Source organism: Enterococcus sp. DIV0167 (assembly GCF_050541555.1).
In the GTDB taxonomy this organism is placed as follows: domain Bacteria; phylum Bacillota; class Bacilli; order Lactobacillales; family Enterococcaceae; genus Enterococcus; species Enterococcus faecalis.
In genome coordinates, this window is the sequence record NZ_CP172933.1 from 672,759 (window position 1) to 692,136 (window position 19,378).

Consider the following 19,378-nt stretch of genomic DNA (forward strand, 5'->3'; position numbering starts at 1 on the left):
CCGTCAAGAGAAACAAGATATTAGGAGGAATTCAACATGGCACGTGTTAAAGGTGGAACAGTAACCCGTAAACGTCGTAAAAAAGTCCTTAAGTTAGCGAAAGGCTACTACGGATCAAAACATACTTTATTTAAATCAGCAAAAGAACAAGTAATGAACTCTTATTACTATGCATTCAGAGACCGTCGTCAAAAGAAACGTGACTTCCGTAAATTATGGATTGCACGTATCAACGCGGCAGCTCGCATGAATGGCTTAAGCTATTCTAAATTAATGCACGGTTTGAAATTGGCAGAGATTGATATCAACCGCAAAATGTTAGCTGACTTAGCCGTTAACGATGCAGCAGCATTTACAGCGTTAGCTGAACAAGCAAAAGACGCTTTAAGCAAATAAGCTTAAACAATCTTTCACACCCTACTCCTTGAGTAGGGTGTTTTTTTTTAATAACTCCGTTGGTAACTTTCATCTATAAATGAAAAAACTTGTGAGAGCGGAATTTCTTCAGAAAGACTTAACCAATGCTCTTTATTCATATGATAGGCAGGAAAATAGCCAGGTTGGTTCTTTAATAAGGCAATCAATTCAGGCGCAAGTTTAACGGTTAAAATAGTGAGCTGCTTATTCTCGGTAGCGCCGAGCAGTTGTGCATCCAGTGGCATAATTAAAGCAAACCATTTCGCATTTCTAGGATGACGAAAGACGAGATAGTCTGGATGTTTTTTAAAAGGAAAATCGGGCGTTATCTGATAACGTTCTTGGATATAGGCGCTAATAGTTTCTTGAAAAGTCATAGGTTTCTTCCTTTCGTTAAGGCTAGGCATATCTATTTACATCATAGCAAAAATTACATAAAATTACTTCGTTCAAAGGAATGGGAGGAGGGAGCAGATGACATTAATTTCAACAATTTTAGTAACCTTGGTGGCTGTAGAATTTTTCTACATTATGTATTTAGAAACGATTGTACCAACATCTGAGACAACAAGCCGTGTTTTTAAAATGGATAAGCAAGAGTTACAAAGAAAATCAGTGACTACATTGTTTAAAAATCAAGGAATCTATAATGGACTAATCGGTGCAGGACTTATTTATAGTGTCTATTTTGCGCAAGCAACGATGGAGATGACAAAATTTTTATTGATTTATATTATTTTAGTGGCGGCGTACGGTAGCTTAACTAGTGATAAAAAAATCATTTTAACACAAGGCGGTTTAGCTATCGTGGCTTTGATTAGTTTACTCGTTTAGCCATCAGAGTTAATAGAGAGAGACAGTCAAATCGACAGAAAAAACACGGTTGATTTGACTATTTTTTATGGAATTGAGAGAGACAAAATGTGGTATACTTTGTTTATTAGATAGGGAGGAATTAAAAATGCTGAACCAAAAAGAAGTAAAAAAAACCGACTATCCTCAATTAATTTCTCTATGGCGTTCTTCAGTAGAAGCTACCCATTTGTTTTTGAGTCAGGCAGATATTGATAAAATCGAAGTGGTTTTACCTGATTATTTTCAACAAGTTCAATTAAGTATGTGGTTAAATGAAGAACAGAAATGCGTGGGCTTTAGTGGAACAAATCAACAAACGTTGGAAATGTTATTTATTGACCCAGTCTATTTTCGTAAAGGCTATGGTGGAGAAATTATCAAAAAGTTAATAGAGCAAGAATCAATTGTCTTTGTTGATGCCAATAAACAAAATGAAGGGGCTGTGAAGTTCTATCAATCTCAAGGGTTTCAAGTAATTGGTGAATCAAAGGAAGATCCTCAAGGAAATCCGTTTCCTATTTTACATATGAAACGGATATAGAAAAGAGGGAAGAAATCATGCGGGTAATCGTTACTGAATACCAACCAGCCTGGGTGGAACAGTTTGAAGAAGAAGCCCAAGCGTTGAAACAGATTCTAAAGGAAAATTGTCTTAAAGTTGAACATATCGGTAGCACATCTGTGCCTAATTTAGCAGCCAAACCAATTATTGATTTTTTGGTCATTGTTGAAGAAATTGAAAAAGTAGACCTGTTACAAGGGGAATTTGAAAGAATCGGTTATGAATATATGGGGGAATTTGGGCTATCAGGACGTCGTTATTTACGAAAAGGCCCGATAAAAAGAACACATCATGTGCATATTTATCAGTTTGACAATACGCAAGAAATTTTGCGCCATCTTGCTTTTCGAAATTATTTACGAGAAAATCCGGCAATTGCTACAACCTATGGTACATTAAAAAAGCAATTGGCCCAAGCACACCCCGATAGCATTGATAAATATATGGATGGCAAAGATGCGTTCATTAAGAAAATAGAAAAAGAAGCGTTGAAGAAATATTGGGAAAAATAAAAAAAGTTGCTAAAGCTAGCAACTTTTTTTTGGTTCTTTTTTGAAAAAATGATAAAGAAGACCACTTAAAAGAACACCTAGAATAATTCCAATAGCTAAATTATGCGTATAGACGATCACACCCACTGTCACGAGTAAAATAACAATTTCAGTAACTTCAAAAGTTCGGAAAAGCTGCAAACTTTCCCAATCAAAGGTGTCGACTGCCACCGTCATCATGATCCCAATCAATGCAGCTGTAGGAATGGCTACCATCACGGATTTAAAAACAAAAATGAATAGAAGGAGGGTAATACCTGAAATCAAAGTAGAAAGCCGTTTTCGTCCTCCAGATTTAACATTAATGACCGCTTGCCCGATCATCGCACAGCCAGCTTGGCCACCAAAAAAGCCGGTAATTATATTAGCGAATCCTTGCGCCTTAACTTCTCGTTGGCTATCACTTTGGCTCGCTGTCATTTTGTCCACAATGGGGATCGTCAATAAAGATTCAATTAACCCGACCATTGCTAAGGCAACAGAGCTAGGTAAAATAATCCACAACGTTTCTAAGTTGACGGGTACATTAGGCCAACGGATCGCTGGATGAAACTGACTCATTTCACCAAGATCACCTACCGTTTGTAAATGACCTTTTAAAAAATAGGACAGGATAGTCATGAATAAAATAACAATTAAAGCAGGAGGCACAATTGTAATAAACTTAGGTAATAGATAAATAAGTAAGATACTACAGATAATCATGCCGTAGGACCACAGTGTTTGATGAGGCAATTGTTGTACTTGCGCCATGAAAATTAAAATGGCTAACGCATTGACGAATCCGTACATCACTGTCTTGGGAATAAAGCGCATTAATTTATGGATACCTAAATAACCTAAAATAAATTGTAGAAAGCCTGTTAAAATAGTCGCAGCAAGCATGTATGACAAACCGTGTGCTTGAATTAAGCCTGCAAGGACTAAGGCCATTGAACCAGCAGACGCCGAGACCATTGCCGGACGGCCGCCCGTAAAAGTAATCACAAGTAAAGTAACAGCTGAAGCAAACACTGCAGAAAGCGGGTGAACACCAGCAATAATCGCAAACCCGATTACTTCTGGTAAAATGGCGACAGAAGAAACGAGACCGGCAAATAGATCATTTCGTTCATTGCCTAACCATTCGCTTTTTTTAATACTAAATAACATCGAAAAACTCCTTTAAGTTAATAAAACCTTTAAGTTAATAAAACCTTATTCATAATAGCATGAATAAGCTGAAATAAAAAAGTTTGACGTGTTAACGTCAAACTTTTTTATTAGAACTGTAGCAGTGCCAACAACAAAATGGCTAGGACGACTTGAACAGTTCCTACTGATAAACCATAGATTAAGAAACGTTTGCCTTCTTGGAAAAACTTTTTAAAATCGAGTCGTAACCCGATTGCTGCCAAGGCAGTAATTTCAAACCAAGAACTAAAGAAATGAGCAGTCTCACTGATCACGACGGGGAAATGAATCAAACTATTAAAGACACAGGCAATGAAAAAGCCAACTACATACCAAGGTAGGGCGCTGCTTTTTTTGGTGACTTCTACCAACTCAGCCTCTGATTCTGTCGTCTTACTTTGCTTGAAACGTCCAAATAAATAGACAACTGCTACGAGTAGGACAATCCGCATAATTTTAAAGAGCATCGCAAGTTGAACTGCGTTCTCATTGACCATATTGGCACTGGCGACAACCTGACCAACTGATTGTAAAGTCCCTCCGATTAGTGCGCTACGAGCCAACAAATTGGTACCATAGAGAATCCCACTTAAAATGGGTAAGGTCAACATTAAAACGGTTCCTAATAAGTTTACTAAAGTAATGATTTGGCCTTTTTCTTCCTCATCTGCTTGAATTGCTGGAGCAATCGAAGCAATAGCAGAAGACCCACAAACGGCATTACCACCAGCCATCAATAAAGACATATTATCAGAAAAAGCCAGTTTTTTACCGATCAAATAGGCAAAAATAATGGTCAGCGACATTTGAATGAGAATAAATGCGACACCTTGTAAGCCAATTTGGGCAATCGTTTGAAAGGTCACGGTGGTTCCCAATAAAACAACAGAAAATTCTAGTAATTTACTTTCGGCTACTTTGGTTCCGCGATTTAAATTGGCACCGCGAACAAAGGTATTTCCCAAAAAGATTCCTAGTAAAATAGCTATCGTTGCGGCGCCTAAGCTAGGTAACCAGATGGCAAGAAACTTGCTAAGGCAGGCGACAAGGAAAGCTGTTAGCAAGCCGGGAAGAATTTGGAATAAAGATTGGATATAATCATTTTCTGAATTTTTCATTGAAAAAATCTCTCTTTCTTGTTCATTACTTCCAGTATAACGAAATTTTTTACATTTGAGAAATAAATAGTTAAAATAATATTTATAATAGAAAGTTATCGAAAGGATGCTTATGTTTAAATTATTAAAGACTTTTCAAATTGTGTATGAGCAAATGAACTTTTCCAAAGCAGCTACCTGCTTATATATCTCACAACCAGCCGTTTCTAATCAAATCAAACAATTAGAAGAAGAATTAGGCTGTTCATTGTTTTTAAGAAATGGTCGACAAGATGTAGTCCCTACTAGGCAAGCAGAAGTCTTGTATAATCGTTTGCTAAATTTAGCTGATGATTGGCAAGAAACATTAACAGCTCTTCATCAGGCGAGATTACCTAAAGAAACTTGCCGAATTGCTGCGTCTAATACTTTTGCAGTTTATTATTTGCCGCAACTGATGCAGCATTTACAGACACAGTATGCAACGATCAATTTTGTTTTAGAAATGAACAATTCAGAAGAAGTAGTGGAAAAAGTTGAAAAACATCAAGTTGATTTTGGCTTTATCGAAAAACCATTAATTACGAAAGGCGCCTCTCGTGAAGAAATTATTCAGGATCAATTGGTTTTAGCTGGGGACCCTGCCAATCAGAATTGGTTGGTACGTGAAAAGGATTCTGGGGTCTTTCATTATACCCAACAGTATTTAGAAGAAAGTAATCAAAGCCCAACACTCATGACGGTTAAAAATAATGAAATGATTGTTAAAATGTTGGAATTGGGCATGGGGCAATCGTTGCTTTCAAGAAAGGCGATTACTGAAAAAATCCCCTTCCAAACGTTAGGTGAAAATTACTGGCGTTCCTTTTATTTTTTGACACGGGGACATTTAAAATCCTCCTTGCTTCAAGAAGTAAAACAAGCAATTTATCGATTCTATCAGACGGAAATGAATAAATACTAAAACGTTCTCTTTGTTTATTTATCAATCTTTGACTACACTAAAGAAAACGAAGGAGGGAACCACAATGCCTAAATTTTCACCATGTTTATGGTTTGACACACAAGCGGAAGAAGCTGCTAACTTCTATACAACAATCTTTGAAAAAGGTGCGATTCTAAGTAAAACGAACTACGTTAATGAGGAGCATCAACCTCAAGGAACATCATTAATGACCATTGAATTTACCTTGGCGAACCAAACAATCATTGGTTTAAATGGCGGACCAGAATTTTCCTTTACACCAGCTAGTTCATTTTTTGTTGAATGTAAAACGTTATCACAAACAGAAACGTTGTGGAAAAATTTAACAGCAGACGGACAGATTTTGATGCCTTTTGGGGAATATCCTTTTAGTCCTTTATATGGTTGGGTAGTGGACAAATTTGGTGTCTCTTGGCAAGTGTCTTTTTCAGGAAAAGAACAAACAATTGTACCAACCTTTATGTTTGCTAATGAAAAATATGGCGAAGCAGCCAAAGCTCTATCAGAATGGTTGGCGATTTTCGGTCCAGGCGAAATAATTGAAAAAGTTGAATATGAAGATGGGAACATTGCGCAAGCACTTTTCACATTACAGGAGCAACCGTTTCGAGTAATGGATGCACGAGATAAACATGACTTTGATTTTACCATGGCTTTCTCCATTTATATTGATTGTGAAAATCAGGAGGAAATAGATCGACTATGGCAACAAGTGACTGCTAAAGGGAAAGAATGGCCGTGTGGCTGGATGGAAGATCAATTTGGAGTCAGTTGGCAAACAGGCAATCCTGAACTGAAACGTTATTTATCTGACTCAAATCCAGCTAGAGCAAATGAAGTGACCAAAAAATTGTACCAAATGAAAAAAATAGATTTAAACCAGTTAAAAGAAGTGTATGACAAATATAATCATTAGAAAAACTGAGGTTGTCTGATCCACTACACTTTGGTACGTTGGTATCAATTCCAATACATGGAACATACTAGAGTTGAAGGACTTGTCTTTTAAGGATCAAGACCTTCAACTTTTAAAAAAAGCTCGATTCTTGCGAGTTCCAAAGAGGCTACTTCTATTTTGTTGTTTATCTTAAGGGTTAGGACTCTGCCGATTTTTTTATAAGATTATGCTATAATTAAGAGTAGTAAATTATTGAAGGAAAAATGAAAAGTCCAAAATAGGAAGTGGTAAAATGATTGAGTTAATTGTGTTGTTAACAGTTTTTACTTATGGAACAAACTTTGTTTTATATCTTATTTTGAAAAATAAAAAGTCCATGCCAATTGTCGAAAAAGCTTCTATTGTATTAGGAATTAATATGTCTGTGTTATTATTAGATGGTATTTTTGCTTTTGTTGGTAAATTCATCATGTTATCAGAATGGGAATTATTAGCGCCTATTTTTGAAATAGTGTAAAAATCATCATAAAGTCCTATATCCAAAAAGAATGAAGTTTGTTAGGATAAGAAAGATGAAAATTTAGAAATAAAAGAGGTGGGATTGCATGGCTAAAATCATGATTGTCGAAGATGAAACAACCATTCGAGAATTAATTAGCGAGGAATTACAAAAATGGCAATTTGAAACGATTGGAACAACCGATTTTAATGATGTATTGGATGATTTTCAAGAGGAGAATCCTCAATTAGTCTTGATGGATATTAATTTACCTGTGTACGACGGGTACTATTGGTGTCAAAAAATTCGTGAAGTTTCTAAAGTACCAATTATTTTTATTTCGAGTCGTAGTACCAATATGGATATGATTATGGCGATGAACATGGGCGCGGATGATTTTGTTACAAAACCGTTCCAGATAGATGTTTTAATTGCTAAAATCAATGCTTTGTTGCGCCGCTCTTATAACTATTCCGATACGGATAGTGAAGTGCTTTCACATAATGGCATTACTTTAAATGTGGACAATGGACGAATGGAAATCAAAGGCGAAATGATCGATTTAAGTAAAAATGAATACCGATTACTGTATCTTTTAATGAAAAAGCACGGAAAAATTTTAACACGTGAAAAACTATTGCGCGCTTTATGGGATGATGAACGTTTTGTGGATGACAATACGTTGACGGTAAATATCAATCGTTTACGAAAAAAAATTGAGCAAGCAGGGATTGCTGGCTATATTGAAACCAAAGTGGGCGTCGGTTATATGGTGCCCTAGATAGGAGTAGACAATGACCATTCTAAAGTATTTAAAAGATCGCTGGTTATTACTAATTGGTTGGTTATTTTTTCTGTTCTTAACTTGTTTTATTTTATGGTTGGCTCCTAATGTCCGCTTAGATTGGACAGTGGTTGGCTATATCTTTTTACTGCAAAGTGTTTTTTTATCGCTATTTTTAACAATTGATTATTATTTAAAACGTAAGTGGTGGCTTTCGTTGGCAACGGAAAAAGAGCCGCCTTCTTTACAAGAATATTTGAATACAGCAGAAAAAGAAGAAGAACTACTTGTCCAAACGTATATTAACGGTTTATTGCAAGAGCACCAACAAACCATGCAGCAAGCAATTAACAACCAACAGGACCAAAAAGATTACATTGACTCTTGGGTTCATGAAATCAAAGTCCCCCTAGCGGCTATCACGTTACTGGTACAATCCGTCGAAGATGATATTCCAGAGAAAAAATATTATCTATTGGAAAATGAGTTAGGGAAAATTGATGAATATGTCGAGCAAGTCCTATATTATGCTAGACTGGACAGCTTTTCTCGAGATTATTTACTCCAAGAATATTCTTTAAAAGAAATTGTGCAATCTGTTGTTCGTACGCAAGCAAATTATTTTATCCAAAAAAGATTGCAATTCTCAATTGAAGGGGAAGATGAAGCGGTTTTAACCGACCGAAAATGGGTCATTTTTATTTTCCGCCAATTATTAAGTAATGCAGTCAAGTATACGCCAGAAGGCGGCACGATTACGGTCCTAATTTCCAAAAATAAACAAGGTATTTATTTATCTTTAAAAGATTCTGGGATTGGCATTCCGACACAAGATCAACGACGCATTTTCGATAAAGGATTTACTGGTGAAAACGGGCGAAAAAGCGAACAGCATTCGACTGGTCTTGGCCTGTATTTGGCCCATAGCTTAGCGAAAAAGTTAGGTCATGATTTAACAGTCGAATCGACAGAAGGGCAAGGTACGACGATGACATTGTTTTTCCCTTCCCTCAGTTATTATAATGAAGTGAAATAAAAAGTAGGTCTATCAGCAAACTAAAGAGGTGATAGGCCTTTTTTTATTTATTAAAACTTTCTTGCTAACTTCTCTTACTCTTCTTAGTTGTTTAGAAAACGTTTTTATTGTTAGAATGAAATGAAATAAATTTGTTAGGAGAATATTATGAGTTTACTTATCGCTTTAGTGCCCATGATTGCGTGGGGCAGTATTGGTTTAGTCAGCGGTAAAATTGGTGGAAGCGCCAATCAACAAACGTTAGGTATGACAATCGGCGCATTACTATTTTCAATTGTTGTCTTTTTTGTTATCCAGCCTACGTTGACGACAGCCACATTAATTGTTGGATTTATATCTGGTTTATTCTGGAGTTTGGGACAGAATCAACAATTTCATAGCATGAAATATATGGGCGTTTCAGTTGGCTTACCAATTTCAACTGGGATGCAGTTAGTTGTTAATACCGTTGCAGGGGCTGTTTTTTTCCATGAATGGACAAAAACAAAAGACTTTGTTGTGGGCTTTATCGCTTTAGCCTTTTTAGTTTTTGGGGTGTATTTAACAGCTCGACAAGATGATGATAGTCAACCGAAAACCTCAAACAGTATGTTAGATTTTAATAAAGGGATTCGGGCGTTGATTTTCTCAACAGTTGGGTATGGTGTCTATACCATCATTATTAATGCCACTGGTTTAGATCCGTGGGGAATTATTTTTCCACAAAGTATTGGTATGTTGGTGGGGGCTAGTTTCTTTGCCTTCAAAAAAGTCAAAGTTGATCGTTTTGTTTGGATGAATATGACGACGGGTCTGCTTTGGGGCTTAGGAAATATTTGTATGTTATTAACCATGCGTGAAATTGGCTTAGCTATTAGCTTCTCTTTATCACAAATGGGGATTATTATTTCGACTCTTGGGGGCATCTTCCTTTTAGGCGAAAGAAAATCAAAAAAAGAAATGTTTTATGTTATTTTTGGTTGCATTTTTGTTATTCTAGGTGGTATTCTTTTAGGGTATATGAAAGCGTAAATAGTTTATTTACGCTTATTTTTTTTACGGGGGTAAACACATGTCTATTTTCAGAAAAAAAGAAATCACTGTGCCTGTCAATGACAGTGGTGGGATGAAAAAAAATCTTAAGACGATGGACTTAATTTTTCTAGGAATTGGGGCTGTAGTAGGAACAGGGATTTTTGTTGTGACAGGTGTCGCAGCGGAACGCTATGCAGGTCCAGGGCTCGTCTTATCATTTCTGGTAGCAGCAGCCGCGATTATTTTATCTGGTTTATGCTATGCAGAATTTGCATCACGTATTCCGGTCATTGGTGGGCCGTATGCCTACATGTATGTGGTCTTTGGAGAAATTGTGGCTTGGATGACTGGTTGGATGATTATTTGTGAGTTTTTCTTGGCGGTTTCATCCGTTGCTTCAGGTTGGTCAGGCTATGTCCATGGCTTTTTGGATAGCTTAGGTTTTTCTTTGCCGCAAGCGTTAAGTGGCGCTTATAATCCAACAAATGGTACATATATTGATTTGATTGCCATGTTGGTCGTTGTAGCCGTAACTTTTTGGGTATCTTTAGAAGCGAAAACAGCGTTACGTTTAAATAACTTAATGGTTTTCGTGAAGTTTGGGATTATTTTATTATTTGTTCTCGTGGGAATCTTTTATGTGAAACCAACGAACTGGCAACCATTTATTCCTTATGGTTTTTCAGGCGTTTTCAGTGGTGCTGCTTTAGTTTTCTTTGCCTTTCTAGGGTTTGATGCGGTTAGCATGGCCGCGGAGGAAGTGAAGAATCCGAAAAAAGATATTCCAAAAGGGATTATTGGTTCCATTATTATTTCAACATTGTTATATATTGTTGTTACGTTAGTTTTAACTGGAATTGTTCCATTTACGGATTTAGGGGTCAAGGATCCGGTGGCTTTTGCGATGCGTTTCATTAATCATGGCGCAATTGCGACAATCATTTCAGTTGGTGCTATTTTAACCTTATTAACAGTGACGATTGCGATGATGTACAGTTTAGCCCGTGTGATTTATGCGATTAGTAAAGATGGATTATTGCCGCAGTTTATGAGCAAAATCGATGAGAAACGGCACACACCTAAGAATGCAACCTATGTAGCTGGATTTTTAGCAATGGTTTTTGCTGGTGTTGTTCCAATGGAGATGTTGGCTGAACTTACAAATATCGTGACACTCTTTTATCTGATGTTTCTCGCTTTAGGAATTATCAAATTACGGACAATGAAAGGAGAACCGCAAGCAGGTGAATTTAAAGTACCACTTGTGCCGGTTCTACCATTAATTTCAATCGTGGTTTGCGCGGCTTTGATGTTCCAATTGTCTTTAGCTACTTGGCAAGTATTTGGCGTAGCCGTAGTGATTGGTTTGGCTATTTATTTCTTTTATGGACGACACCATAGTATCGTTCGTTTCGAGACAAAAGAATAAAAGTGAACGAAAAAAGAGAGGAATACTTGTCAAATAGACAGGTGTTTCTCTCTTTTCTTTCTGGCATTTTCTTCATTTTCAAGAGAAAACCGACAAGAAATATAGTTTAATAATGTCTAATTATGGTATACTGTTTAGGAGTAAATCCTGAGGGTTTAGGAAAATGACTAAAGGAGGTTTTTTCTGTATGTCACAGAAAGAAACATTTTATATTACCACCCCAATTTATTACCCAAGTGGGAAGTTACATATTGGGAATTCATATACAACAATCGCCTGCGATGCAATGGCCCGTTACAAGCGTTTAATGGGTTTTGATGTATTTTATTTAACAGGTGTGGATGAACATGGCCAAAAAATTGAAAAAAAAGCTGCTGAGTTGAATGTGACACCAAAAGAGTACGTTGATAAAATGGCAGCAGATGTTCAAAAATTATGGAAAACATTAGATATCAGCTATGATAAATTTATTCGGACAACGGATGATTATCACATGGCAGCCGTGCAACGAATTTTTGATCGTTTAGTAGAACAAGGAGATATCTACCTTGGAGAATATGAAGGTTGGTATTCAGTTTCTGATGAAGAATTTTTCACTGAAACACAATTAGCTGAAGTATATCGTGACGATGAAGGCAATGTCATTGGTGGGAAAGCACCAAGTGGTCACGAAGTCGAATTAGTTAAAGAAGAATCCTATTTCTTCCGCATGAGTAAATATGCGGATCGCTTGGTACAATATTACGAAGAACATCCAGAATTTATTCAACCAGAATCTCGTAAAAATGAGATGCTAAATAACTTCATCAAACCAGGATTAGAAGATTTAGCCGTTTCAAGAACGACTTTCTCTTGGGGAATTCCATTAAAAAATGATCCAAAACATGTGGTTTACGTATGGATTGATGCGTTATCAAACTATATTACAGCACTAGGTTACGGTTCAGAAGATGATTCATTATTCCAAAAATATTGGCCTGCGAACGTGCAAATGGTTGGGAAAGAAATCGTGCGTTTCCATACGATTTATTGGCCAATTATGTTAATGGCCTTGGATTTACCATTACCGAAAAAAGTCTTTGGACATGGTTGGTTATTGATGAAAGACGGAAAAATGTCTAAATCTAAAGGAAATGTTGTTTACCCTGAAATGTTAGTAGAACGCTACGGTCTAGATGCGTTACGTTATTATTTATTACGAGCAATTCCATTTGGTAGTGACGGCGTCTTTACACCAGAAGATTTCGTTTCTCGCTTAAATTATGATTTAGCTAATGACTTAGGAAACTTGTTGAATCGAACAATTGCGATGATTAATAAATATTGTGATGGCAAAGTACCAGCCTATGCTTCAAAAGTTACCCCATTTGATAGTGAACTATCGACAACTGCGGCGAATGTTATTGGAAAATATCATGAAGCAATGGAAAAAATGGAATTTAACACGGCCATTGCAGAAATCTGGACGCTAGTTTCTCGTGCCAATAAATATATTGATGAAACAGCGCCTTGGGTATTGGCTAAAGAAGAAGAGAAACGCAACGAATTAGAAAGTGTCATGATCCATTTAGCGGAAAGCTTACGAATTGTGGCAATCTTATTGCAACCAGTCATGACAGAAACACCAGGGAAAATTTTCGAACAATTAGGCTTAGATCCAGAAACAATGAACATGGAAAATATTCATTTTGGTGAGTTCCCAACAGACGTAACAGTAACAAGTAAAGGAACACCTATTTTCCCACGTTTAGAAATTGAAACAGAAGTAACGTATATTCAAAAGAAAATGTCCCAAAGCGAAAGTGCTACAGAAGAGGATATTAAATGGAATCCAGAAGAAACAACGTTAGTTTCAACGAAAGAAAAACAAATTAAGTACGATGATTTCGATAAAGTGGAATTAAAAGTTGCCGAAGTTATTGACTGTAAAAAAGTCAAAGGAGCAGATAAATTATTGCAATTCCGTTTAGATGCTGGAGATGAAAACCATCGTCAAATTCTTTCAGGTATTGCTGAATTTTATCCAGATCCAGCTGCGCTAATTGGCAAAAAAGTAGTCATTGTGGCTAACTTAAAACCAAGAAAAATGCGTGGTCAAATTAGCCAAGGAATGATTCTTTCAGCTGAATCACCAGAAGGGAAACTTCAAATTGTTGAAGCACCAAAAGAAATGCCAAATGGTGCAGGAATCGCATAAAAGCATAAGTAGTAAAGATAAAAGGTGAATTATAACCTTTTATATTTACTACTTTTTTTGTATACTAGAAGAAAAGTGATTTGATGTGGGGGAAGTTTGATGGCTTATCATAAATTTAAGTTTTATGAGCAACGAAAAAATGATCCTAAATGGCGTCCGTATTATTTAGAAGCTATGAGAGTAAGGGAACAAGCACGGCTAACAGTTCAACGTAGAAAAAGAAGGGCAAGAATTAGAACCTTTTTAGTGGTTGCGATACTGGTTATTTTAGTTTTTCTGTTATTGGCTCATTGGACATATTCACAAACAAATGAACTCTCTTTCTCCAGTTTTATCGACGTCCTAAAATCGAAAATCAACGAATTTTTAAATTAAAAGAATCGAAGAAAAGCCTAGAAAAAATCATTTGCGATTTTTCCTAGGCTTTTCTATTTTAGAGTTTCACTTTTTTAGGTATTCGTTTTTTACCAAAACGGCCTTTCGTTAGACGACTTGGTAAAATGATCAGTAAGAGTGAAAAAGGGACACTAATAATTTGCCACGTGAGTAAACGGCCTAAGCTATTATTTTTATAGAGCCACTCTAATATAAAATGCAGCCCTAAAATACTTAACAAAGCCAAGCCTGTCAGGAAATAAGGCGTTGATACCCAGTCGGTCGTTTTCAAGAGACTAAAACCTAAAGGAATTAGATAAAAGTAAGCACTTGTTAAAGTAATACGCCAACTTTTCATAACGGTGCCTAAATTAATTATAAAAAAAAGTAAAGATAGGACTAAAGCAAAAGGTGGAAACAAAGCCACTAACGCCGAATAGATGGTTCCCCAGACGAGCATTAAGGGACCTTTAACAATAGCGGCAATAAGTGTAAACAAGCCAATTAGGAGTAACTGCTGTGTCAGTGAGCCAAAGGTTAGCAAGCCAAATAAAATAAGTAGTAGCCAGTGCCAAATGGTTTGGTTTTGTTGTTTTCGCTCAATAGTTACATTTTTTTGGATAGAGGTTTTTAAAAAATTTTCTAAATCAGGTGATTGTTTCACCTTATCACGCTCCTCTCAACTTAAGAGACAACAAACGAGTAGGTCTGCTAATTAAAAAGCAGTACCTACTCGTCTATTATAAGTGGTTTTTCTAAAAATAAAATCCGCCTTAAGTCTCAGTTACCGGGCTGCCAAGTAAGGTGTAAACCATTCAGAAAGTGTGCCGGTATAAGGTAAAATGACCCGTTTCATTCCACGAGAAATAGCAGTATACAGGATTTTTTTATCTCGTTTATTGTCGGAATAACGATTAACATTTGGGTTATGAAGAATTACATTATCAAATTCTAGACCTTTTGCCATATCAATTGATAAAACTTGCAGTGACGGATGTTCTTCCAATGAAAGAGAAGCACTAAGTTCTTTTGTTAATTGTTCTTTTTCTGCAAAAGTTTTAGTAATAATGGCGGTGCTTTCTTTCGGATCAAAAGTTGCAATGGAAGTGACGATTGCTTTAAGATAGTCAGACGCAGAGTCACAAGGAATAAATGTCGGCTTTTCTCCATCATGCCGGATGGGCACAATGGTTAATTGCTCTGGTTGAGTGCCTAATGTTTGGAAGAGTCGTGTAATTTCTTTACTTGAACGATAGCTGTTTAATAATTGATAGGTTCCAACAGAACGGCTGGTTTCGTTAACCAATAAATCATGGGCTTCAGAAAATTCAATGGCTGTATTAAAAATGGCTTGATTTTCATCACCAGCTAAAGTAAAACTAGCTTTAGGGAAAAGTGTCAGCAGTAATAATAATTGGGCTTCTGTATAATCTTGGACTTCATCGACTAGGATAAAAGCCATTTGCTGGTTGGCGAGGTTTTCAATAAATGCATGTTTCACCAAAATAAGGGCCACAATTTCATCGGCTGTGAAAACAGCTGTCTCTTTTTGATACGATTTTTCAGTGAATAAAGAATAAAACGTTTCAAAAAAGGCCCATTGATCTAGCCAAGCATCATTTTTAATAGCGGCAGTGATAGAGCGATATTTTTTCTTCAAACGTTTTAAAGCAAAATCAGCCAGATGTTTTTCATTATCTTCGGTAATCACTGTGCCAAAATAACGAACTTGTTCAGCTTCTGTTAAATCTTGGAATTGATCCAACATTTTTTTAGAATGGGCTTGTTTTAATAAGTACCGTGTCCAAAGACTGGTTAACTTTTCTTTTGTGGCTGAAATTCGTTGGCGAATACTCAAGTCAGCTGGTGTTTCTTGATAAAGTTTAAAAATTGTTTCTGAAGTAAATAAGGTCTGCTTTTTAAAAGTTAAAGGACGGAAAAAATGTGGCTGCACAACCGCTTTTTCAGGATTGCTTAAAAGAAACGTTGCAAATTCTTTTGAACGAATAACGTGCTCTTGCTCCGTTGCCTCAGAGCGAGTAATGCGTTCGAAATAGTCCGTTTCTTCTTCCATTGGCCATGCTTCTTTGGTAGTGAAGCGCAAAAATTGTAAAAGAGTCAAATTCAAGGGATTTCGTTCGCCTAAATTCGGTAAAACTTGAGAAATATAATCAATAAATGTTGAATTTGGTGAAAGTAATAAAATATTATCCGCTGTAATTTCTGCTCGATGTTGATAAAGTAAATAAGCAATCCGTTGCATAATCGCAGACGTTTTCCCACTACCAGCAATCCCGTTGACTAGTAGGAGTGGCTGCGTTTCGTCACGAATTATTTGATTTTGTTCTTGTTGAATGGTTGTCGTAATGTCCTTCATGTAAGGAGAAGCATCTTCTTCTAAAGAATGCAATAACACATCATCTTGAATCGCAATGGTTGTGTCAAAATAGTTGATTAATTGATCTTTTTCAATAATTAACTGTCTTTTCAAATCAAGTTGTACAGGAATGGTTTGTTGATGTGCCATGTAGGCTGTTTTCCCTAAAACATTGTCATAAAATAACGAAGCAATCGGTGAGCGCCAATCGTGAATGCGCGTTTCTTCTTCTAAAGAAGTAAAATCGTTTACGCCAATATAAAAGTTTTCTGGCTCTTCAGGGCTGTCTTCAAAAGTCACGCCAATTTTACCAAAATAAGGAACTTGTAATAGGCGTTTCACTTTGTCTAAATTTTTAGCCGTTGCTTCATTTTTTAAGTTCCACTGATCAATTTCACGGTTCTTCATTTCCAACATGGCAAACGTTTCTAGATTATCGGCATAACTATCAAAATTCAGCTTAGAATCGCGACCAAATTCCTCTAGCATATGTTTGCCATCTTTCATTGTGTTCGCCAATTGCTCTTCGTAAACTTTTTTAGCCGCTTGCAGCTCATGATAAACCGTTGTTAAATGCTGTTGTTCATAAATTTTTTCATCGGTCATGGAGATTCCTCCTTTTAATAACATGACTGAATAGTATACGTTACTTTTAGCATAAATGCAAGCGCTGTTTATGAGGAAATGGCGAATCTTGTCGCCTAGTCATTCAGATTTTTCAAGAAATATGATAAAGTAGAGAGGAGATAAAGGAGGCAATCATAATGATTTTTGATACACATACACATTTGAATGCAGAACAATTTAATGATGATATTCCAGAAACGATTGCACATGCCCAAGAATTGGGTGTTACAGAGATGGCCGTGGTCGGTTTTGATGAACCAACGATTGAAAAATCTCTTTTACTTAGTCAGGAATATGCCAATATTTATAGTATTATTGGTTGGCATCCAACAGAAGCGGGTAGCTATACGCCAGAGGTTGAACGACGATTACAAGAACAATTAACGTTGCCAAAAATTGTCGCATTAGGTGAAATCGGTCTTGATTATTACTGGATGGAGGATCCTAAAGAGGTGCAAGAAAAAGTCTTTCGCCGTCAAATTGCGATTGCTCGGGAAATGAATTTACCGTTTAGTGTGCATACGAGAGAGGCATTAGAAGATACCTATCGAATTTTAAAAGATGAAAAAATTTCAGATATTGGTGGAATCATGCATAGTTTCAGTGGCGATGCTGAGTGGATGAAGAAATTTTTAGATTTAGGTTTGCATATTTCTATTAGTGGAGTCGTAACGTTTAAAAAGGCATTGGATGTTCAAGAAGCGGCGATGGCGGTACCACTCGAACGAATGTTGGTGGAAACAGATGCACCCTATTTAGCTCCCGTTCCTTATCGTGGTAAACGGAATGAACCAGGCTATACACGATACGTAGTGGAAAAAATTGCTGAATTACGACAACTAACCTTTGAAGAAGTGGCAGAACAAACGAGAGTCAACGCTCATCGCTTGTTTCGGATAGATAAATGAAGGAAAAAATGAAAGTTGCAGAAATCATTGTCGTTGAAGGAAAAGACGACACACGCCGCATTCAAGAGGTAGTTGCAGCGGATACGATTGAAACGATTGGTTCTGCTATCAATGATGAAATTTTGACACAAATTGAACACGCACAAGAAACGAGAGGCGTGATTATTTTTACAGATCCAGACTATTCGGGCGAAAAAATTCGTAAAACAATAATGGAAGTCGTTCCTGATGCAAAGCATGCTTTTTTATCAAGAAAAGTTGCAGTGCCTAAAAAAAATGGCGGTAGCCTAGGGGTTGAACATGCTAGTGATGAAGCAATTATTGAAGCCTTAAAAAAAGTCGTAACACCTGTTCAAGCTGATGAAGACTATCAAGAAATTCCTAGACAAACACTAGTTGAATATGGTTTAATAGCGGGAGCAAATGCCAAAAAATACCGTGAATTATTAGGAGATGACCTAAGAATTGGCTATACAAATAGCAAACAGTTAGTCAAACGGTTAAGCATGTTTCGGATTACAGAAGCAGAATTGAAAGAAAGCATGACACGTATTTTAAAAGAACTTGCAAACGAAGAATAACTACATGGAGGAACAAGCGTGACGGACTATAAAGAAATTGCCACACCATCCAGAACCAAAGAAATACTAAAAAAACATGGATTTTCATTTAAAAAGAGTTTAGGTCAAAATTTTTTGACAGAGCCTAATATTTTAAGAAAAATTGTAGAAACAGCGGGAATTAATCAGCAGACAAATGTTGTCGAAGTCGGGCCTGGAATTGGTGCATTAACAGAGCAATTAGCGATGAACGCAGCACAAGTTGTGGCTTTTGAGATTGATGATCGCTTGATTCCTGTCTTAGCGGATACCTTAAGTCGCTATGATAATGTGACAGTGGTTCATCAGGATGTTTTAAAAGCTGATTTGGTCGAGACAACCAACCAAGTTTTTCAAGAGAAGTATCCGATTAAAGTGGTAGCTAACCTACCTTACTATATTACTACGCCAATTATGATGCATTTTTTAGAATCTTCTTTAGATGTAGCCGAAATGGTTGTGATGATGCAAAAAGAGGTCGCTGATCGAATTGCTGCTAAACCAGGAACGAAAGCTTATGGCTCATTATCAATTGCTGTCCAATATTTTATGGAAGCAAGTGTCGCCTTTATTGTGCCAAAAACAGTTTTTGTGCCGCAACCCAATGTTGACTCGGCGATTATTAAATTGACGCGCCGTGCTACACCAGCGGTGACAGTGACCAATGAAAAAGAATTTTTCAAATTAACCAAAGCCAGTTTCCAATTAAGACGCAAAACATTGTGGAATAACTTAACGCATTTTTATGGGAAAGATGAACAAACGGTAGCTTGGCTAAAAGAGAGCCTAGCTGAAGCAGAAATTGATCCTTCTAGACGTGGTGAAACATTGTCTTTAGAAGAATTCGCTCGTCTAAGTAATGCTTTAGAAAAAAATAAACCAGTATAAAAAAGAACTTTCTGTTATTTATGAGAAATAACAGAAAGTTCTTTTATGTGTCTTGACACATTGCGGCTGTTCAGCTACACTTGAGAAAAACAAAAGGTGTCATGACA

General features: G+C 36.6%; 21 protein-coding genes. 16 read left to right on the forward strand and 5 right to left on the reverse strand.

Features of this window, described 5'->3' with window-relative positions; genetic code table 11:
• The first annotated feature begins 36 nt into the window (after positions 1 to 36).
• Positions 37 to 396 (forward strand): 50S ribosomal protein L20, encoded by a 360-nt coding sequence (gene rplT / locus IGM09_RS03235; RefSeq protein WP_002355799.1) that lies wholly within the window; start codon positions 37 to 39, stop codon positions 394 to 396.
• A gap of 47 nt (positions 397 to 443) precedes the next feature.
• Here the strand turns inward: rplT and IGM09_RS03240 are convergent, their stop codons facing one another.
• Positions 444 to 824: an MmcQ/YjbR family DNA-binding protein gene (locus tag IGM09_RS03240; protein WP_002385048.1), complete on the reverse strand. Its 381-nt coding sequence runs from the start codon at positions 822 to 824 to the stop codon at positions 444 to 446.
• A 67-nt stretch (positions 825 to 891) separates the two neighbouring features.
• On the opposite strand from IGM09_RS03240, the gene IGM09_RS03245 reads away from it, so the two are divergent.
• From IGM09_RS03245 to IGM09_RS03255, 3 genes are all read left to right on the forward strand, one after another.
• Positions 892 to 1,251 carry a DUF1304 domain-containing protein gene (locus IGM09_RS03245; protein ID WP_002358829.1) on the forward strand — a complete coding sequence of 120 codons (360 nt, stop codon included), beginning with the start codon at positions 892 to 894 and terminating at the stop codon, positions 1,249 to 1,251.
• Between the two features lie 67 nt (positions 1,252 to 1,318).
• Positions 1,319 to 1,813 carry a GNAT family N-acetyltransferase gene (locus IGM09_RS03250; protein WP_002368164.1) on the forward strand — a complete coding sequence of 165 codons (495 nt, stop codon included), beginning with the start codon at positions 1,319 to 1,321 and terminating at the stop codon, positions 1,811 to 1,813.
• 17 nt (positions 1,814 to 1,830) lie between these two features.
• Positions 1,831 to 2,346 carry a GrpB family protein gene (locus tag IGM09_RS03255; RefSeq protein ID WP_002361365.1) on the forward strand — a complete coding sequence of 172 codons (516 nt, stop codon included), beginning with the start codon at positions 1,831 to 1,833 and terminating at the stop codon, positions 2,344 to 2,346.
• A gap of 15 nt (positions 2,347 to 2,361) precedes the next feature.
• On the opposite strand, the gene IGM09_RS03260 is transcribed toward IGM09_RS03255, so the two are convergent.
• Positions 2,362 to 3,537 carry a SulP family inorganic anion transporter gene (locus IGM09_RS03260; protein WP_010775669.1) on the reverse strand — a complete coding sequence of 392 codons (1,176 nt, stop codon included), beginning with the start codon at positions 3,535 to 3,537 and terminating at the stop codon, positions 2,362 to 2,364.
• A gap of 110 nt (positions 3,538 to 3,647) precedes the next feature.
• A complete protein-coding gene (locus IGM09_RS03265; protein WP_010775670.1) occupies positions 3,648 to 4,676 on the reverse strand; it encodes a YeiH family protein in 1,029 nt (342 codons plus the stop codon).
• Positions 4,677 to 4,788: 112 nt separating this feature from the next.
• On the opposite strand from IGM09_RS03265, the gene IGM09_RS03270 reads away from it, so the two are divergent.
• The 9 genes from IGM09_RS03270 to IGM09_RS03310 all read left to right on the forward strand — a co-directional run bounded on the left by IGM09_RS03270 (position 4,789) and on the right by IGM09_RS03310 (position 13,872).
• Positions 4,789 to 5,619 (forward strand): LysR family transcriptional regulator, encoded by an 831-nt coding sequence (locus IGM09_RS03270; protein ID WP_033624861.1) that lies wholly within the window; start codon positions 4,789 to 4,791, stop codon positions 5,617 to 5,619.
• Positions 5,620 to 5,683: 64 nt separating this feature from the next.
• Positions 5,684 to 6,556 carry a VOC family protein gene (locus IGM09_RS03275; RefSeq protein ID WP_002355807.1) on the forward strand — a complete coding sequence of 291 codons (873 nt, stop codon included), beginning with the start codon at positions 5,684 to 5,686 and terminating at the stop codon, positions 6,554 to 6,556.
• A 274-nt stretch (positions 6,557 to 6,830) separates the two neighbouring features.
• Complete coding sequence (locus IGM09_RS03280) at positions 6,831 to 7,055, forward strand: hypothetical protein (protein WP_002355808.1); 225 nt, start codon at positions 6,831 to 6,833, stop codon at positions 7,053 to 7,055.
• 88 nt (positions 7,056 to 7,143) lie between these two features.
• Positions 7,144 to 7,818, forward strand: a complete 675-nt coding sequence (gene sapR / locus IGM09_RS03285; RefSeq protein WP_002355809.1) for a two-component system response regulator SapR — start codon at positions 7,144 to 7,146, stop codon at positions 7,816 to 7,818.
• Positions 7,819 to 7,831: 13 nt separating this feature from the next.
• Positions 7,832 to 8,857: a two-component system sensor histidine kinase SapS gene (gene sapS, locus IGM09_RS03290; RefSeq protein WP_002361370.1), complete on the forward strand. Its 1,026-nt coding sequence runs from the start codon at positions 7,832 to 7,834 to the stop codon at positions 8,855 to 8,857.
• Positions 8,858 to 9,004: 147 nt separating this feature from the next.
• Complete coding sequence (locus tag IGM09_RS03295) at positions 9,005 to 9,868, forward strand: GRP family sugar transporter (RefSeq protein WP_033624864.1); 864 nt, start codon at positions 9,005 to 9,007, stop codon at positions 9,866 to 9,868.
• Between the two features lie 40 nt (positions 9,869 to 9,908).
• Positions 9,909 to 11,300: an amino acid permease gene (locus IGM09_RS03300; protein ID WP_002361373.1), complete on the forward strand. Its 1,392-nt coding sequence runs from the start codon at positions 9,909 to 9,911 to the stop codon at positions 11,298 to 11,300.
• 187 nt (positions 11,301 to 11,487) lie between these two features.
• Positions 11,488 to 13,497: a methionine--tRNA ligase gene (metG, locus tag IGM09_RS03305; RefSeq protein WP_002366303.1), complete on the forward strand. Its 2,010-nt coding sequence runs from the start codon at positions 11,488 to 11,490 to the stop codon at positions 13,495 to 13,497.
• Positions 13,498 to 13,596: 99 nt separating this feature from the next.
• Entirely contained in the window at positions 13,597 to 13,872 is a 276-nt protein-coding gene (locus tag IGM09_RS03310; protein WP_002361374.1) for a hypothetical protein, read from the forward strand.
• A 58-nt stretch (positions 13,873 to 13,930) separates the two neighbouring features.
• Here the strand turns inward: IGM09_RS03310 and IGM09_RS03315 are convergent, their stop codons facing one another.
• Complete coding sequence (locus IGM09_RS03315) at positions 13,931 to 14,536, reverse strand: hypothetical protein (protein WP_002383359.1); 606 nt, start codon at positions 14,534 to 14,536, stop codon at positions 13,931 to 13,933.
• 120 nt (positions 14,537 to 14,656) lie between these two features.
• Positions 14,657 to 16,879, reverse strand: coding sequence for a HelD family protein (locus tag IGM09_RS03320; RefSeq protein WP_033624865.1), 2,223 nt, complete (start codon positions 16,877 to 16,879; stop codon positions 14,657 to 14,659).
• A 134-nt stretch (positions 16,880 to 17,013) separates the two neighbouring features.
• On the opposite strand from IGM09_RS03320, the gene IGM09_RS03325 reads away from it, so the two are divergent.
• Genes IGM09_RS03325 through rsmA form a run of 3 tightly spaced genes read left to right on the forward strand, consistent with a single transcriptional unit; the run spans position 17,014 to position 19,271 of the window.
• Positions 17,014 to 17,784, forward strand: a complete 771-nt coding sequence (locus IGM09_RS03325; protein WP_033624866.1) for a TatD family hydrolase — start codon at positions 17,014 to 17,016, stop codon at positions 17,782 to 17,784.
• Positions 17,781 to 18,365: a ribonuclease M5 gene (gene rnmV, locus IGM09_RS03330; protein WP_002358848.1), complete on the forward strand. Its 585-nt coding sequence runs from the start codon at positions 17,781 to 17,783 to the stop codon at positions 18,363 to 18,365. The genes IGM09_RS03325 and rnmV overlap by 4 nt, the downstream gene beginning before the upstream one ends.
• An 18-nt stretch (positions 18,366 to 18,383) precedes the next feature.
• Positions 18,384 to 19,271: a 16S rRNA (adenine(1518)-N(6)/adenine(1519)-N(6))-dimethyltransferase RsmA gene (gene rsmA, locus IGM09_RS03335; RefSeq protein WP_002358849.1), complete on the forward strand. Its 888-nt coding sequence runs from the start codon at positions 18,384 to 18,386 to the stop codon at positions 19,269 to 19,271.
• Positions 19,272 to 19,378 lie beyond the last annotated feature (107 nt).

Coding starts and splice junctions, on each gene's coding strand:
- sapR (WP_002355809.1), top strand. CDS start 7,144: ATGGCTAAAATCATGATTGTCGAAGATGAAACAACCATTCGAGAATTA.
- IGM09_RS03275 (WP_002355807.1), top strand. CDS start 5,684: ATGCCTAAATTTTCACCATGTTTATGGTTTGACACACAAGCGGAAGAA.
- rnmV (WP_002358848.1), top strand. CDS start 17,781: ATGAAGGAAAAAATGAAAGTTGCAGAAATCATTGTCGTTGAAGGAAAA.
- IGM09_RS03310 (WP_002361374.1), top strand. CDS start 13,597: ATGGCTTATCATAAATTTAAGTTTTATGAGCAACGAAAAAATGATCCT.
- IGM09_RS03280 (WP_002355808.1), top strand. CDS start 6,831: ATGATTGAGTTAATTGTGTTGTTAACAGTTTTTACTTATGGAACAAAC.
- IGM09_RS03295 (WP_033624864.1), top strand. CDS start 9,005: ATGAGTTTACTTATCGCTTTAGTGCCCATGATTGCGTGGGGCAGTATT.
- IGM09_RS03325 (WP_033624866.1), top strand. CDS start 17,014: ATGATTTTTGATACACATACACATTTGAATGCAGAACAATTTAATGAT.
- IGM09_RS03270 (WP_033624861.1), top strand. CDS start 4,789: ATGTTTAAATTATTAAAGACTTTTCAAATTGTGTATGAGCAAATGAAC.
- rplT (WP_002355799.1), top strand. CDS start 37: ATGGCACGTGTTAAAGGTGGAACAGTAACCCGTAAACGTCGTAAAAAA.
- IGM09_RS03255 (WP_002361365.1), top strand. CDS start 1,831: ATGCGGGTAATCGTTACTGAATACCAACCAGCCTGGGTGGAACAGTTT.
- IGM09_RS03320 (WP_033624865.1), bottom strand. CDS start 16,879: ATGTTATTAAAAGGAGGAATCTCCATGACCGATGAAAAAATTTATGAA.
- metG (WP_002366303.1), top strand. CDS start 11,488: ATGTCACAGAAAGAAACATTTTATATTACCACCCCAATTTATTACCCA.
- IGM09_RS03250 (WP_002368164.1), top strand. CDS start 1,319: ATGGAATTGAGAGAGACAAAATGTGGTATACTTTGTTTATTAGATAGG.
- IGM09_RS03265 (WP_010775670.1), bottom strand. CDS start 4,676: ATGAAAAATTCAGAAAATGATTATATCCAATCTTTATTCCAAATTCTT.
- sapS (WP_002361370.1), top strand. CDS start 7,832: ATGACCATTCTAAAGTATTTAAAAGATCGCTGGTTATTACTAATTGGT.
- IGM09_RS03240 (WP_002385048.1), bottom strand. CDS start 824: ATGCCTAGCCTTAACGAAAGGAAGAAACCTATGACTTTTCAAGAAACT.
- IGM09_RS03260 (WP_010775669.1), bottom strand. CDS start 3,537: ATGTTATTTAGTATTAAAAAAAGCGAATGGTTAGGCAATGAACGAAAT.
- IGM09_RS03300 (WP_002361373.1), top strand. CDS start 9,909: ATGTCTATTTTCAGAAAAAAAGAAATCACTGTGCCTGTCAATGACAGT.
- IGM09_RS03245 (WP_002358829.1), top strand. CDS start 892: ATGACATTAATTTCAACAATTTTAGTAACCTTGGTGGCTGTAGAATTT.